Source organism: Finegoldia sp., from assembly GCF_046991905.1.
Taxonomy (GTDB): Bacteria; Bacillota; Clostridia; order Tissierellales; family Peptoniphilaceae; genus Finegoldia.
The window spans coordinates 1-12975 of sequence record NZ_JBKWZF010000038.1; the positions used below are offsets into that span (position 1 = coordinate 1).

Genomic DNA, 12975 nt, shown 5'->3' on the forward strand with positions numbered 1-12975 from the left:
GTTTCAACTGCTGGACTAAATTGTAAATCATAATAATGTTTCAACACAAATTCTTTCAAAAACTCCAACCCAAAAAGGTTCTGCAAAATACACAGTCAATTTACATTTTATTGTCTTCATATCAATCCCTCCTTGTTTATTTCCAAACAAAGAACGGACAACCCGGAGGGGCAGGTTACTTACCCTATAAACATAGGACGGCTGGGCTACCTACCAGCTCTCACATAATAAAATGCTTTGCGTTTTTATCTTTGTCATTTTAGATAATCATTATTTGATTACCTTTCTTGAAAATTATACCATTCCTATATCAGCACTACAATAAAATTTTATGCACCGATAATCTTATTGAACAGCTCTAACAAACACCATTTCATCACTCCAATCTGAAATTTAGGTATGAAAAAAGCAGTCAATCCTAAGACTAACTGCTTTGTGTATAGAGATATGAAATTGTGAAATAGAATTTGCCTATTTCAAATCAAAAAGAGAATTTTCATAGTCCTTTACATAGTATCGTATATTTTTACGCCCCTTTTGAATAATGGTATGTCCCTCTGCTTCTAATTTTTCTTTCTGTGCTTCAATACCATTTGGATATTTAGCATTTAATTCTCCGTTTGCTTTCAATGTTCTCCAATAGGGTGTTTCATCTTCGGAACGCTGATAACTCGCCCACGCTACAATAGAAACAAATATACCCGCTGTAATCGGCTCTGTAAAATCTGCACCACTCAATTTTGCAAAGTGTTCTCGTATTTTTCCAACCGTAATCACTTTACCATACGGAACTTTTTTCATTACTTTGTCATAGTCAATCGGGGGAGCAAAATACATTTTGTTTCCACCATATTTCTCAATACTTTTCTGGTCTATGATAATTTGAAATTTTGGCATATCCTTACTATCATGCAACATAGCATTAAAATCTTTTTTATCTTCATTTGCCATTTGTGCCACCTCCTACTTTAAGGATAGTCTGTTTCTTATTTCCATGCAATGAGGCTGTTTGAAAATTATTAACACTTTCAAATTTGTCGCTTTCTTCATATCCATATTATAACAGTTCCATATATCCGCCACAATAAAAATCAGCATACCCTTAGCATTTATGGAACAAAAATGCACACTTTTTCTTTCTTCCTCTTGATTACCCCACAACAGAAAAGAAAAAGCCCTGTCAAGAGCCTTGCCACCATTGGTGGTGCTTTGCACTCTTTACTGGGCTTTTTGTTTGCTGTATCTTCCATGCAAGAGGAAATTAAAGACCTCTGTTCCATTTCGCCTTTAGATAATCTTCATAATCTCCCTCATTAAAGTCTACTTGTGGAGAAGTATTAGGAATGTTTTTTCTGTTGTCAATATCTGCAAGTTGACGGAATATCCAGTCATCATAAGGGTCGTGATATTTGTATTCTTTCGGCTGTTCTCTGTATCGGTCTAACCCTCGCATTTCCTTATGTACTTTCATCATACGTTCCAGTTTTTGACGCTGTATCAACTGCTTGATTTCCATAAGTTCTTCCAACTCCGTAACCTCATTGGTAATGTAGTTATGGATATACTGTATGAGTTTATATGCCTTGTAAAATGTGCATTCTTTTTCATCATCGAAAAATTCATTTTCAGACAGGTAATCTAAGGAAACATTGAAGTCTTGTTCCCGTTTGATAATATCCATGATATATGGCTCGGTGTGGTCAATATACTTCCATTCTCCCGACAATAATTCATTGGGCGTTACACCCAGCACGTCCATTATCTTTTCCAGCGTATCAAAGGTAGGATAATTCACACCACGTTCAATCTTGGAAAGGCTCTGCATATTGATACCGATTTTGTCCGCAAGTTCCTGTTGTTTCATTCCTCTGTGTTTTCTTATGGTCTGTATGTTCTCTCCTAAGAAACTGATTTTCTTTTCATAATGCTCCATAACTTAGTATAACCGCTCCTTTCGTTGCTTTTCTTGGTATTTATAAGCATATCATACTTAATCTACATCTAAAAGTCAACAAAAACTTCTTGACAAGTAATTCTAATGGCGTTATTATCGCATCAGATAGAGTGATTAAGCCCTCTAGGGTCAATCACACGCTTGAGTAAGCACAAAAAATATGTATTTTCACTTTGATAGCATGAATAAACATGGACTATCAGACCGAAAATAAGGTTTCTGACTGGGGCTGTTCCGTTTAGCCACGAGCCTTACAAGGCTCGTGAGCGTTAAGAACGGGGCAGACACAGGAAGAAAGGGAACGCCTTTAGGCGTTCGTAAAGGGCGTATATGTAACACCGCCCTGCGTATACATGTCATAGTACCTAGAAACTGTGATAAATAAAGGACAAAACACGATTTTTACCCCGCAAAAAAACGGGGAGTACGAAAGGAGTAATGCACTATAACTACACACAAAAATTTATCCGTTAAGATTGATTACATCAGCATTGTATTTGATACTGCAACCGCTGAAGATGTAATCATGCACATTTTAGATTTACCGACTGACATTTTCAATGTTTATCCAGCAACGATAAAATTCAAGACTTATCAAGCACGCTGGCAGATTGGAGATATTTATGTATCGGGGGACGCAAGAAAGACAGAGGACAACCCACAGGGGCTAGGCTGTTATCTTGTTATGACTGGCAGAGGTTGTGATGATATTTTCCGTATTCTCGACAGTAGGAATTATACCTTTGGGGATATGTTCCGACGCTGTGAGCGAAGATACGGACTGGATAATTTCCATTTCACAAGACTTGATATTGCCATTGATGATAAGAACGAAAAGCCATTCTTTACCATAGAGCAGATAAAGAAGAAATGCGAAAAAGAGGAATTTATCTCGAATAGTGAGGGCTACCACTTTGACGAAAGCAAGTTTGATGATTTCGACACCGCAAAGACTGTTTATATCGGTGCTGGTAAATCGGGATTGTCCTACCGCTTTTATGATAAGGATAAGGAAGTCTGTTCAAAACATAATAAGACACTTGATGAAGTCGGCAGTTGGAAACGGACAGAAATGCAACTGCGTGATGATAAGGCTCATGCCTTTGCCATGACATTCAAGGACAGACCGCTGGAACTTGGGGAACTGGCTTTCGGGCTATTGGCAAACAACCTACGCTTTGTCGTGCCAAACAGAAATGAAAGTAATAAGAGCAGATGGAAAACGTGTCGGTTTTGGGAACGCTTTTTAGGGGCTGTGGAAGTCTTAAAACTGCAAGTACCGAAACTACATAATTCTCTTGAAGAAACACAGCAATGGCTCACAGAGGGTGGCGTGATTTCCGCTGTCAAAAGTTTTTACTTCTTGGAAGAACATGACGCATTAGGTGGACTGGAAAAAGTGGGAACTATGCTTGATAAGGCAAGATACAGCAATTCCCTTTCCAGTAAACTAACCGCCCATTTACAGAGGATAAACCGCACCGACCTTATCCCCTATATCCAGTATGACACGAAACATGGGAAAGGGGGTATCTGATGAATAACAACGATATTCCCGTATGGGAAAAATATACCCTTACCATTGAAGAAGCGTCAAAGTATTTCCGTATCGGAGAAAACAAGTTAAGACGATTGGCAGAGGAAAACAAGGACGCTGGCTGGCTCATTATGAATGGCAACCGCATACAGATTAAACGCCGACAGTTTGAAAAGGTCATTGATAAATTGGACGCAATCTAATGCAAATGAGCCTTGTATGTGTTATGATGAACACAAGTCATATCAAGGCTCTTTCCAACAAGGAAAGGAGCAGACACCATGAAAGAAAAAAGACGGGATAGCAAAGGACGTATCCTGCATACTGGAGAGAGCCAACGAACAGACGGAAAATACTTATATAAATATGTGGACGCATTTGGAAACACAAAATATGTGTATGCTTGGAGATTGACACCCACAGACCCAACACCAAAGGGAAAACGGGAAAAACCCTCACTTCGTGAACTGGAACAGCAGATAAGACGGGATATTGAGGACGGTATCGACAGCACAGGCAAGAAAATGACGCTTTGCCAACTCTACGCCAAACAGAACGCACAGAGGGCAAACGTGAAGAAAAGCACACAGAAACAACGGGAACAACTCATGCGGTTATTGAAAGAGGACAAGTTAGGTGCTAGGAGCATTGATACGATAAAACCCTCTGACGCTAAGGAATGGGCGTTACGCATGAAAGACAAAGGCTTTTCCTATAACACCATTAACAACCATAAACGCTCGTTAAAAGCGTCATTCTATATCGCCATACAAGACGATTGTGTAAGGAAAAACCCTTTTGATTTCAAGTTAAGTGAAGTCCTAGAAAATGATACCAAAGAGAAAGTCGCATTGACAGAGGAACAGGAACAAGCCTTATTGTCATTTATTAAGACGGACAATGTGTATCACAAGTATTATGATGATGTGCTGATACTGTTAAAGACAGGACTTCGTATCTCGGAACTGTGCGGACTGACAGTAGCCGATATTGATTTCAAGAATGAAGTTGTGATTATCGACCACCAGTTATTAAAGAGCAAGGAACAGGGCTACTATATTGAAACGCCTAAGACAAAGAGCGGAACAAGGCAAGTGCCATTAAGCAAGGAAACGATACAAGCATTTCAACGGGTTATGAAGAAACGCCCAAAGGCAGAACCATTTGTGATAGACGGACGGGGCAACTTCCTATTTGTCAATCAGAAAGGCAAGCCCAAAGTTGCGATTGATTACAATATGCTTTTTGTCCGTATAGTAAAGAAATACAACAAGCACCATAAGGATAACCCTTTGCCACATATCACACCACATACGCTACGCCATACATTCTGCACAAGATTGGCAAGCAAGAACATGAACCCAAAAGATTTACAGTATATCATGGGACATTCAAATATCAGTATCACAATGAACTGGTATGCTCATGCGTCCATAGATACCGCAAAATCAGAGGTTCAGCGTCTAATCGCATAAGAAGTATTTACCACGATTTTAACCACGCTTGATAGCGAAAATATAAGAAGATAGACCTAGATATGTGAGGTTTACCACAAAAGCAAAATGCCCGTAGAGCCGATAAAATAAGGCTTTGCGGACATTTAAGAAGATATAAAAAGATAGTCAAAAAGACATATATAATTTATAAAGAAATCCATGTAATGTTTCCAACAATTACACAAAACGATATAAATTGGGCTTTTGAGAAATACCTATGGAAAAAAGAATTCAAATTTAAAAAGCTCGCTTCAATCTTAACAATGCTCTTTATGTTGCCTCTGCAACTATGGGCGATAAAAATTATAGATGTAAATGGTATTTCGCTATTATTTCTTTTAATTCCTGAAATTGTCGCTATGTTTATTCTAGCGTGGTTCATGATGAAAGAAATGATAATTGAAGAAAAATATAAGTAATTGAAGTTAGGTAAAGGAAATGAAGACTGTACATTTAAATGGATATATCCAAGTGGAAAAGTATCCTTTTATCGAAAATTCAGAAAGTCATTGCAATGAAGGATTTGTTCTATTTAATGAGTTAGGAGAACAATTTGCTTTTTGTTGGGATAATGAACAACAGTGCTATGAAAACTTTCTTGTTGATAAAAGTGGATACGATCATGTATTGAGTTTTTCGTCCGATTGCGGATGTGAAATCAGAATCATGGAAACGCAAGAATATTTTAAAGCCATGTTAGATATTTTGATCTATGTGAACAAAGAAGAAAAAGTACGCTTTCATTTGAGCAATGAACAAGGAAAAGGTGCGTATTACAGCCATCTCATTATGTTTAAAATCAATAATGAATGGATATATGAAGAACTTTGACGAAAACGAATGAAAAAAATAGGAAGTCACTTCCGAAAAAAAAGAAAGTGAGAATAGATTATGAGTATAAGGAAAATGAAAATTCAGCAAGGATATATTGTTTATCAGATTCCTGCTGAAGAAATTGTTAAATTGAGAGAGGCAGATTGTTTTGGCAATCTTTGTGATTCCTGCAATCAAACAATAGAGGATACTTACTATATTCCAGTATTGAATTGGGGAATGTGTAAAAAATGCTTTGATGAATGGAAAGAAACAGCTATTTTTTATAAAGAGGATACAGATTTTGAAGAATTGAATATTCATTGGATTGAAAAATGGTGTGATAGATTGAATATATCAATGACTAATACAACATTTCATTAAATATAAATATTGAAATGGTTGAAAATAAAAAAACAATATGCTTAAATAAAAATACAGGGTGTAGTTATACTACACTATAATATGGGGTGGAATATGGATTTTGGATATAAAGAAGGAGAACGATATAAAATCGTAAATCCTGAATTAAACGATCACAACAAAATGTTTACGGTTATAAAAGTCGAAGATTATAGCGTGTATTATATCTTTGATGGAGAATCTACAATCCATGTATTTCATATTGGTTCGGTTTTTGAAAGTTATATAGAAGAATTGTATAAAACTATATACATTATTTAGGGAATGTTCTGTCCCACAAATCGAGCATTTCACCGTCGTTTTTTTTGCCATATATCCCCCTATCTTTGCCTATGCATCATGGAATGGATGTTCTTTTCTTCTGCTTGCATTTCTATCAGATGATGAACCAGAGTGTTTATGTTCTCTTCCATCTTCGTAGCTATCTCTACCGTTTTCGCATACATATCCTCACGGCCGTATAAGTCTGCCATGAAGTCTGTAGCAAAGTCGATATGAATATCCTTGTCTGCTTTAATGTTGTATTCCTGTTCGTATTTTGTACCATCGTCAAATAGTTCCACGCTGATACATACAGTGTTATTGCTGTATTCTAAATTAAGCTTCATTTCTATTGCCCTCCCTGATGATGTCGTTTCTTTCATCTGATTCAAATTCCGCTTCCTCGCCGTTTGTGAACCAGTTTACGTTATAATCGGATATTTCTATCCAGTGCATCTTAACGCCTTGCTGTGAGTCTGTTTCGGGCCATCCTGAGCGTGTTTCATACCGTACCATCATTTGTTCGTTAGTAATCGCCAATACAACACATTCCAAAGGAAGCCACATGCTCCCGTTATAATACAGAAAGTAAATCGGCGTTTCGCAGCTCATGATATCCAGTATGAACTCTGAACCGTCTTTAGCTATGCTTTCACTTACTCTATACATAAGAATGCCTCCTTAAATACTGAAAACTCTGCTTCCGGTGCTAACAATTCTGCAATTCTTTCTAGTGTCGCATCATCCAGTTTTCTACAGTAGCGTTCTACCATCCAATAGGTAAATACATTCACTCCCACTTTATGCGCTGTATCGCGCAGGGAAAGCCCATGAATGAGTCGTTTTCTTTTTAAAATCGGATATGTGTTCTTTCGCTCAATATCTAAAACATTTTCAATATTAAAAATCAGACAGATTTGTGTGATGACACCGACTTCAAATTCACCAGTATTATCTTCCAGAGCTTTATACTGCTTCCTGGTAATACCTAATAATTTAGCCATTGATTTTCTGGAGATACCGAACTCTTTTCTTCTCTGCTTGATTGTCATACCTACCAGCCTTTCTTCAACATCTGTAATGATGTGTCATACAATTCTTCTAAATCGCTATCGGATAATTCGAGCATCATTTTATTGATGTAATTGATCCGGTCTTCTCTGGTAGCAGGCTTGTAATCCTTGCTCTTACGATACTTTTCATTCAATGCGTTTATCTGCTCGTTCGTCATGCCTGATAGCTCCCTTCATTTTCCGGAATCCCCATAGCTTTTCCATAACCCAAGTAAAAGGCAAGGTCAAATATATCCGTCGGATCCATTGCACCATCTATAATTTCTAGTGCTTCATCCAGCGTGCAATCATTTTCGGGTAAGATATGAGCCTTAACTTTATCCGCATATTTGCGCAAGCCATTGTTGAGGTTCTCTACCTTTGCATCGTCAGATAAGTTTGTAGATGCTTCTGATTCAATCAGTTTACAGATAGCACAAGCAAAACCATCCTCTCTTGCTGCTCTAACATCGTCAGCAAGGCGATATACAAGTTCGTCATTCTGCTCTCGTGTTAAAGGTAGATTTCTAATAAATTCACTCGTCGCTTTGAACTGCTGCTTGATTTTCTCATTGTATTCTGGAAGTTCAATAATGACATCATCAATATTTTGCATTGGGCACCTCCATAATCAACTCTTGATATTTGTTTCTTAGACGATCAAGCGCATCGCGCTGGATATTCAAAACTGAATAAAGGGCTTCGTCAATAGTTTCCTCGTTATTGTATAAATAGCCTTTGATGCCATCCTTCACTACCATTAAAAGCGATATGGACATTTTCAAAGTAATGATTTCATCCTCTAAGTCAAGTATTTCAATTTTCTTCATGATCGCAGCTCCTTAGGAGTCACCTGAACAAAATAATCATCCGGGTCTTCTCCATTTTTTCGTAATTCTTCTCTTGAATCCTCAATTCTCGCGATTAGTTCATCCTGTGTTTCCCCGGTGATTTCCATCATGTCCTGCAGGCTAAAATATTCATGCTCACCAGTTGCATTGGATAACGCCATTCTTAATCCGTTGTAAATCATTGTGTAAGAGAATCCATGATTCTCGCCATCTTTGATGAGCCCACTAATTTTCAAACGAGTATAACCATACTTACCGTACTTGGAAAGCAGCTTATCAAGCACCTCATTTCTAGTCATGTAGTACCTCCTGATGCAATGATTTCTCATGTATGCATCGTCTTATAACATTCTGCATTGCAGATTTGATTTCGCTGTATCTCTCATATGCTATCGCCTTCCCATCATTAAAGGAGAGCTCCATGTTTACATACTCAATACGCAAATACGATTTCATAAATGCTTTAGCAGCTTCGTAGCCTGCTTTTGCACACTCCCAGATTTCATAAAGCATTGATTCTAATACGGCCATTTCAATGTCAACGCATGATTGTTGACTAGGCAGTCCTTTATTAAATTGACTCATTCTTCCACCTCCTCGAGAAGTGGATTCTCATGTCTAATCAGACACTTTGTATAATAGGCGATACAGTATACACATGCTGAAATGCATATGATATCGGCCAAAATACGCATATTTATATTCATTTTTCATTTCCTCCTTGAATAATCAGGAGAAATCTTGCTATACTATAGATGTGTTTTATAGTACAGGAGATTTCTCCTTCGGATGTTTAATGAGGTCGAGACATTAAGCATCCTTTTTTTGTGATTCGTTATCTTTTATAGTTGTTTCATCATTGTAGAGACGTTCGTTAAAATAGCGCCTAGAGACTTTTCCTTCAACAGTAAAGAATCCTTTTTCTCTAAGTTCTTTATTTAACTGTCTTATGACATCATAGGCCTTAGTTTGTTTGATACCCATTATTTCCTGAATGTCGTCAGCATTTAGATATTGCTTTGTCATGCTTACCTCCTTTTCTTCTTGTCTTGTGAGGACATTTTAATTATTTGAATCCAGATCCATTTTCTGCTGTTTGCAGTTATTGGATATATCAATGCTCAGCTGCAGGTCGTAGCTTGGATACCAATTTTCAATCAGCGATAAAGCTTCATTATATTTGACCTTAGGAATATCAGCATATTCTGAAATGTCGTAGTGATCGTATAAGAAGTTGTATACAGCTTTATACACTCTTTTACTGTTTTCTTTATATGCAACGGTCTTTATCCCACCGCATGCAGAGGCAACGGAACTGTGGATAGCATTTCTGATTTTGCGGCGCTGTCGAGTGCTTATCAATGTATTATCTTCCAATGCAGTGATTCGCTTATCCTGCTCAACTAGTCTCCTATCCTGCATAAGGATTGCTTGCATTTCTGTGGATAGACCGGATAATTGAATTGCAGCTTCTTTTGATTTATTTTCAATGGTTACAAAATAGTTTCTTGCTTCCTCACCTTTTTCATTCTTTGCAGTCATGGAAAGTTTTTTAGCAAAGTCAGCTGTTAATTTTGCATCTTTAGAAGCCTGTCCACCGCATTCGCCATTGATGGCGAATGGGAAATAATCTTCATTTTCTGCTGCAAATGCATTATCAATAACGTTTTGCTTATACCATCTTGAATAATGACTTTTGTCCATCTCTAAAAACTCATAAAGCTTTCTGGCAGTAGTCATACCATTTTCATCAATGCCTAATGCGATTTCAATCGGTGTTTGATTCGTCGTGTTCATTACGTTATTCATGTTTACCTCCTTAAAATAAACTTTCTTGTTCAAATGCCAGCTGATCGAAGTTATCCGAAAGATTTATGCCAAACTGCAAAGACACCTTCTTAAACTCTGTAGCGATTTCTTTTGGAGATTTGCCAAGGTCTTTCATAACTGTTCTTTGAATCCTCTGATAGCTGGCTAACGCGTCTAATGGAATATCCCTGAAATCCGGCACTTGTATTCCTGGTATTGCATAATAGCCGTTTGCTCTTACGCTTGGAACTATCTCGTCAAATATCCAACTCGCATACTTTTTAGCCTTGTTCTGAATTTCTTTGTTTTTACTCTGCTTGGAAGCTGCTACGATAAGTCGATGAACGTTTCCTTCTGAAATAAATTTTACGTCCTGTTCGCCGCCATTAGTAAGGGTACGGCAAGTTACCCACCCCTCTTCATCACAATTTTGCTTAATAGCTTTATGCACATCTGAATAACCTAACGCCTTTGCAACATCACTTCCGCAAAAATAAGGCTTACCGTCAATAATCGTTGTTCGTACTTCTCCGAACTCGTCGTTTTTAAAAATTTGTAATTCTGCCATTTCTAGGCCTCCTTTCTTTGTGTCTAATTTAGACACTTAGCGATCAAAAAAAATCGCATTCATTCTTGTTGCACTAAGATTATAGCGTTTCTTAAAAAACGTCATTTCTGCTTTATTAAACGCTGCACCACCTTTCTCATTCAACTTGGCTGAGAATGTTTGCTCAGAAATACCCATTATTCCTGATAATATTCTCTGATTATCTTCATGTTCAGCCATAAGTGCTCTAAATAAAGCTTTATTCAATTACAATCACCTCCGTGTCTTTTTTAGACACTATAAGTATATTTCAGCCAGCCTTGTATGTCAATAACTATTGTGTCTTTTTTTTAAACTTATTAAAAATGATTTGAATTTTAATACACTTAGTGCTAAAATGAAATTAAAGGAGGTTAATTATATGGAGACTGCCGATATAATCAAGACATTGAGAGAACGAAACGGATGGACTCAAGAAGAACTTGGAGAAAAAGTTGGTGTAAAGAAATCAGCTGTAGCAAAATGGGAAAATGGTCGTGTTGAAAATTTAAAGCGCAACATGATAGAATCCTTATCAAGCATATTTGGTGTTACTCCATCTTATCTAATGGGATGGGATAATGGTGAACGTAATTTTCATATTAATCTTAAATTTCTGCTTGAATATCAAGAAAAAGATATAAGCTCACTATGCAGAGAAACAGGAATAAGTGCTGAACGAATAAACGGATTCTTAAATGATAAATTTGATCCCACAAAAGGTGAATTATTTGATATCGCAACCTTTTTCAATGTAGATCCAACAGAAATTTTAACTAAGAAAATGGCTTCGTTTAGTCACATTTATACTGATGAATATGGCAATGATAATGCCAGTATGCTGGATAAAATTGAATTGTATTATGGATACGGTATGCGTCAGATAGTAGAACAAGCAGAAAATTTAAATACAGACGGATACAATAAGGTTATTGATTACATGCGAGATTTAAATGATAAATACTTTAAGGGGTAATCATATGGATAAAATAGATAATTTGCCTTCGAAAGAAAAAGAGGTATTAGCAAGTGAATTATTTACAACACTGTGTGCTGGCCTTTCTATTAGTTGTCCTAATGAAAAAATAGAAAAATTAGGTTTAAGCATCATGAATAAAGATGGATATACTGAATTTAGGCCCACATTATTAACTATTATAAGGCTTTGCCAAGATGCTGATACGCCTAAAAAAAGAGAGTTACTAGCTAAGGCATATTCCTGGTTAGGGGCAGATTACAGAGAAAAAGCTATTTACTATATTAACTTATTTCTTGATTTGGATTTGGATTTGAAAAATAGACATCCTTATCCTTTATTTGTAAACGGGCAGGAAGTGTTCATTATGGACCGTGAAGCTCAAATTTGTTACATGAAGTTAATTGATTTAGCTAAGGCTTACGAAGGCGAATACCTATTTGATTTAGCTTATCAAACTTTGATAAAAGCATGGGATTTATTCCCTTATTCTTATACAATTCTAGCGCTTGCTTTTAATGCCCTTAGAAAAATGAACAATCTGCCACAAATAATACAAATCATCAATCATGAATTAGAAGAAGAATGGACACAACCATATATGCATACAGACATGTTGGGGAGGACTTTCTATCGAGATTCTAATCGAAGATGTTTACTTGCTGATCGCGAAAAATATATTGCAATGATTAAAAGAGGTTATATTTATAGACCGAGACCCAAAAAGAAGAAATAGAAAAAACACCCGGCGCTACGAACACCAGGTGTATGTGATGCTACGAACATCACTTGTATAGAAAAACAAAAAGTCCTCACAAGACATAATGGTTTTTCTATACCCAATTTTACCATAGATTCATTATGAAAGAAAGAGGGTATGAAAATGAAAAGACGTCCAAAAGGTATGGGGGGTGTTGCATTCCTCGGAACCGGTCGCAGGAAGCCGTATGTGGCTACTTTAAAGAAAAAGTGTATTGGTACATTCAAAAGTGAAGCAGATGCTCAGAAGGCTTTATTAGGGGCTGTATTGAATCAATGCACTTTATATCCTGACTATACGCTGAATCACACATCCATGCAAAAAGAATATATCCAATTTATTTACGATATGCAGCGTTCTAAAGCGCTGCCTGATTGTGTCGAAGATTTTCCAGACATGGCTATATACAATGATTTATTCAAATCCAAACTTTTGACAGAAGGAAAATTGATATTGC

The 12975-nt window shown here is 36.9% G+C and carries 25 protein-coding genes; 10 read left to right on the forward strand and 15 right to left on the reverse strand.

Going from position 1 to position 12975, the window contains the following annotated elements; translation table 11 throughout:
• Nucleotides 1-27: 27 nt before the first annotated feature.
• From ACLUJM_RS10530 to ACLUJM_RS10540, 3 genes are all read right to left on the reverse strand, one after another.
• Complete coding sequence (locus ACLUJM_RS10530; RefSeq protein WP_412412791.1) at nt 28-120, reverse strand: DUF2992 family protein; 93 nt, start codon at nt 118-120, stop codon at nt 28-30.
• Nucleotides 121-471: 351 nt separating this feature from the next.
• Nucleotides 472-951, reverse strand: coding sequence for an MGMT family protein (locus tag ACLUJM_RS10535; RefSeq protein ID WP_002322212.1), 480 nt, complete (start codon nt 949-951; stop codon nt 472-474).
• A 310-nt stretch (nt 952-1261) separates the two neighbouring features.
• On the reverse strand, nt 1262-1933 hold the full coding sequence (locus ACLUJM_RS10540) for a helix-turn-helix domain-containing protein (protein WP_231358793.1): 672 nt from the start codon (nt 1931-1933) through the stop codon (nt 1262-1264).
• A gap of 547 nt (nt 1934-2480) precedes the next feature.
• Between ACLUJM_RS10540 and ACLUJM_RS10545 the strand changes: the two genes are divergently transcribed.
• From ACLUJM_RS10545 to ACLUJM_RS10575, 7 genes are all read left to right on the forward strand, one after another.
• On the forward strand, nt 2481-3491 hold the full coding sequence (locus tag ACLUJM_RS10545) for a replication initiation factor domain-containing protein (protein WP_412412792.1): 1011 nt from the start codon (nt 2481-2483) through the stop codon (nt 3489-3491).
• Nucleotides 3491-3694 (forward strand): excisionase, encoded by a 204-nt coding sequence (locus ACLUJM_RS10550; RefSeq protein ID WP_002610247.1) that lies wholly within the window; start codon nt 3491-3493, stop codon nt 3692-3694. The genes ACLUJM_RS10545 and ACLUJM_RS10550 overlap by 1 nt, the downstream gene beginning before the upstream one ends.
• Before the next feature lie 78 nt (nt 3695-3772).
• Nucleotides 3773-4966: a tyrosine-type recombinase/integrase gene (locus ACLUJM_RS10555; RefSeq protein WP_412412793.1), complete on the forward strand. Its 1194-nt coding sequence runs from the start codon at nt 3773-3775 to the stop codon at nt 4964-4966.
• A 185-nt stretch (nt 4967-5151) separates the two neighbouring features.
• A complete protein-coding gene (locus ACLUJM_RS10560) occupies nt 5152-5406 on the forward strand; it encodes a hypothetical protein (RefSeq protein ID WP_412412794.1) in 255 nt (84 codons plus the stop codon).
• Between the two features lie 19 nt (nt 5407-5425).
• Complete coding sequence (locus tag ACLUJM_RS10565) at nt 5426-5818, forward strand: hypothetical protein (RefSeq protein ID WP_161129313.1); 393 nt, start codon at nt 5426-5428, stop codon at nt 5816-5818.
• Nucleotides 5819-5878: 60 nt separating this feature from the next.
• On the forward strand, nt 5879-6184 hold the full coding sequence (locus ACLUJM_RS10570; protein WP_118654659.1) for a hypothetical protein: 306 nt from the start codon (nt 5879-5881) through the stop codon (nt 6182-6184).
• A gap of 93 nt (nt 6185-6277) precedes the next feature.
• Nucleotides 6278-6484, forward strand: a complete 207-nt coding sequence (locus ACLUJM_RS10575) for a hypothetical protein (RefSeq protein ID WP_412412795.1) — start codon at nt 6278-6280, stop codon at nt 6482-6484.
• A gap of 59 nt (nt 6485-6543) precedes the next feature.
• On the opposite strand, the gene ACLUJM_RS10580 is transcribed toward ACLUJM_RS10575, so the two are convergent.
• The 12 genes from ACLUJM_RS10580 to ACLUJM_RS10635 form a co-directional block, all read right to left on the reverse strand.
• Entirely contained in the window at nt 6544-6831 is a 288-nt protein-coding gene (locus tag ACLUJM_RS10580) for a hypothetical protein (protein WP_054344571.1), read from the reverse strand.
• On the reverse strand, nt 6821-7096 hold the full coding sequence (locus ACLUJM_RS10585; RefSeq protein WP_412412796.1) for a hypothetical protein: 276 nt from the start codon (nt 7094-7096) through the stop codon (nt 6821-6823). Before ACLUJM_RS10585 ends, ACLUJM_RS10580 begins: the two co-directional genes overlap by 11 nt.
• A 44-nt stretch (nt 7097-7140) precedes the next feature.
• The gene (locus ACLUJM_RS10590; RefSeq protein ID WP_054344569.1) at nt 7141-7536 is read right to left on the reverse strand and encodes a helix-turn-helix domain-containing protein; all 396 of its coding nucleotides are present in this window, start codon (nt 7534-7536) and stop codon (nt 7141-7143) included.
• A gap of 2 nt (nt 7537-7538) precedes the next feature.
• Nucleotides 7539-7715 (reverse strand): hypothetical protein, encoded by a 177-nt coding sequence (locus ACLUJM_RS10595; RefSeq protein WP_161128911.1) that lies wholly within the window; start codon nt 7713-7715, stop codon nt 7539-7541.
• Nucleotides 7712-8152, reverse strand: a complete 441-nt coding sequence (locus ACLUJM_RS10600) for a hypothetical protein (protein ID WP_161128912.1) — start codon at nt 8150-8152, stop codon at nt 7712-7714. The genes ACLUJM_RS10595 and ACLUJM_RS10600 overlap by 4 nt, the downstream gene beginning before the upstream one ends.
• Nucleotides 8139-8366 (reverse strand): hypothetical protein, encoded by a 228-nt coding sequence (locus ACLUJM_RS10605; RefSeq protein WP_008815996.1) that lies wholly within the window; start codon nt 8364-8366, stop codon nt 8139-8141. The genes ACLUJM_RS10600 and ACLUJM_RS10605 overlap by 14 nt, the downstream gene beginning before the upstream one ends.
• Entirely contained in the window at nt 8363-8686 is a 324-nt protein-coding gene (locus tag ACLUJM_RS10610; RefSeq protein WP_257328706.1) for a hypothetical protein, read from the reverse strand. Before ACLUJM_RS10610 ends, ACLUJM_RS10605 begins: the two co-directional genes overlap by 4 nt.
• Entirely contained in the window at nt 8679-8972 is a 294-nt protein-coding gene (locus ACLUJM_RS10615; protein WP_009270739.1) for a hypothetical protein, read from the reverse strand. The genes ACLUJM_RS10610 and ACLUJM_RS10615 overlap by 8 nt, the downstream gene beginning before the upstream one ends.
• A 225-nt stretch (nt 8973-9197) precedes the next feature.
• On the reverse strand, nt 9198-9413 hold the full coding sequence (locus ACLUJM_RS10620; RefSeq protein WP_008816000.1) for a hypothetical protein: 216 nt from the start codon (nt 9411-9413) through the stop codon (nt 9198-9200).
• Between the two features lie 36 nt (nt 9414-9449).
• The gene (locus tag ACLUJM_RS10625) at nt 9450-10196 is read right to left on the reverse strand and encodes an ORF6C domain-containing protein (protein ID WP_008816001.1); all 747 of its coding nucleotides are present in this window, start codon (nt 10194-10196) and stop codon (nt 9450-9452) included.
• A gap of 10 nt (nt 10197-10206) precedes the next feature.
• The gene (locus tag ACLUJM_RS10630) at nt 10207-10764 is read right to left on the reverse strand and encodes a Bro-N domain-containing protein (RefSeq protein WP_008816002.1); all 558 of its coding nucleotides are present in this window, start codon (nt 10762-10764) and stop codon (nt 10207-10209) included.
• A 36-nt stretch (nt 10765-10800) separates the two neighbouring features.
• Nucleotides 10801-11010 carry a hypothetical protein gene (locus ACLUJM_RS10635; protein ID WP_161128914.1) on the reverse strand — a complete coding sequence of 70 codons (210 nt, stop codon included), beginning with the start codon at nt 11008-11010 and terminating at the stop codon, nt 10801-10803.
• Between the two features lie 154 nt (nt 11011-11164).
• Between ACLUJM_RS10635 and ACLUJM_RS10640 the strand changes: the two genes are divergently transcribed.
• The 3 genes from ACLUJM_RS10640 to ACLUJM_RS10650 form a co-directional block, all read left to right on the forward strand.
• Complete coding sequence (locus ACLUJM_RS10640) at nt 11165-11758, forward strand: helix-turn-helix transcriptional regulator (protein WP_161128915.1); 594 nt, start codon at nt 11165-11167, stop codon at nt 11756-11758.
• Between the two features lie 4 nt (nt 11759-11762).
• Complete coding sequence (locus tag ACLUJM_RS10645) at nt 11763-12494, forward strand: hypothetical protein (RefSeq protein WP_161128916.1); 732 nt, start codon at nt 11763-11765, stop codon at nt 12492-12494.
• A 141-nt stretch (nt 12495-12635) separates the two neighbouring features.
• A partial coding sequence (locus ACLUJM_RS10650; RefSeq protein WP_412412797.1) for a hypothetical protein occupies nt 12636-12975 on the forward strand: 340 nt, incomplete at its 3' end.

Bases quoted from the DNA above. Each gene is read 5' to 3' on its own strand.
- ACLUJM_RS10530 (WP_412412791.1), bottom strand. From the start codon at position 120: ATGAAGACAATAAAATGTAAATTGACTGTGTATTTTGCAGAACCTTTT.
- ACLUJM_RS10535 (WP_002322212.1), bottom strand. From the start codon at position 951: ATGGCAAATGAAGATAAAAAAGATTTTAATGCTATGTTGCATGATAGT.
- ACLUJM_RS10540 (WP_231358793.1), bottom strand. From the start codon at position 1,933: ATGGAGCATTATGAAAAGAAAATCAGTTTCTTAGGAGAGAACATACAG.
- ACLUJM_RS10545 (WP_412412792.1), top strand. From the start codon at position 2,481: ATGCACATTTTAGATTTACCGACTGACATTTTCAATGTTTATCCAGCA.
- ACLUJM_RS10550 (WP_002610247.1), top strand. From the start codon at position 3,491: ATGAATAACAACGATATTCCCGTATGGGAAAAATATACCCTTACCATT.
- ACLUJM_RS10555 (WP_412412793.1), top strand. From the start codon at position 3,773: ATGAAAGAAAAAAGACGGGATAGCAAAGGACGTATCCTGCATACTGGA.
- ACLUJM_RS10560 (WP_412412794.1), top strand. From the start codon at position 5,152: ATGTTTCCAACAATTACACAAAACGATATAAATTGGGCTTTTGAGAAA.
- ACLUJM_RS10565 (WP_161129313.1), top strand. From the start codon at position 5,426: ATGAAGACTGTACATTTAAATGGATATATCCAAGTGGAAAAGTATCCT.
- ACLUJM_RS10570 (WP_118654659.1), top strand. From the start codon at position 5,879: ATGAGTATAAGGAAAATGAAAATTCAGCAAGGATATATTGTTTATCAG.
- ACLUJM_RS10575 (WP_412412795.1), top strand. From the start codon at position 6,278: ATGGATTTTGGATATAAAGAAGGAGAACGATATAAAATCGTAAATCCT.
- ACLUJM_RS10580 (WP_054344571.1), bottom strand. From the start codon at position 6,831: ATGAAGCTTAATTTAGAATACAGCAATAACACTGTATGTATCAGCGTG.
- ACLUJM_RS10585 (WP_412412796.1), bottom strand. From the start codon at position 7,096: ATGAGCTGCGAAACGCCGATTTACTTTCTGTATTATAACGGGAGCATG.
- ACLUJM_RS10590 (WP_054344569.1), bottom strand. From the start codon at position 7,536: ATGACAATCAAGCAGAGAAGAAAAGAGTTCGGTATCTCCAGAAAATCA.
- ACLUJM_RS10595 (WP_161128911.1), bottom strand. From the start codon at position 7,715: ATGACGAACGAGCAGATAAACGCATTGAATGAAAAGTATCGTAAGAGC.
- ACLUJM_RS10600 (WP_161128912.1), bottom strand. From the start codon at position 8,152: ATGCAAAATATTGATGATGTCATTATTGAACTTCCAGAATACAATGAG.
- ACLUJM_RS10605 (WP_008815996.1), bottom strand. From the start codon at position 8,366: ATGAAGAAAATTGAAATACTTGACTTAGAGGATGAAATCATTACTTTG.
- ACLUJM_RS10610 (WP_257328706.1), bottom strand. From the start codon at position 8,686: ATGACTAGAAATGAGGTGCTTGATAAGCTGCTTTCCAAGTACGGTAAG.
- ACLUJM_RS10615 (WP_009270739.1), bottom strand. From the start codon at position 8,972: ATGAGTCAATTTAATAAAGGACTGCCTAGTCAACAATCATGCGTTGAC.
- ACLUJM_RS10620 (WP_008816000.1), bottom strand. From the start codon at position 9,413: ATGACAAAGCAATATCTAAATGCTGACGACATTCAGGAAATAATGGGT.
- ACLUJM_RS10625 (WP_008816001.1), bottom strand. From the start codon at position 10,196: ATGAATAACGTAATGAACACGACGAATCAAACACCGATTGAAATCGCA.
- ACLUJM_RS10630 (WP_008816002.1), bottom strand. From the start codon at position 10,764: ATGGCAGAATTACAAATTTTTAAAAACGACGAGTTCGGAGAAGTACGA.
- ACLUJM_RS10640 (WP_161128915.1), top strand. From the start codon at position 11,165: ATGGAGACTGCCGATATAATCAAGACATTGAGAGAACGAAACGGATGG.
- ACLUJM_RS10645 (WP_161128916.1), top strand. From the start codon at position 11,763: ATGGATAAAATAGATAATTTGCCTTCGAAAGAAAAAGAGGTATTAGCA.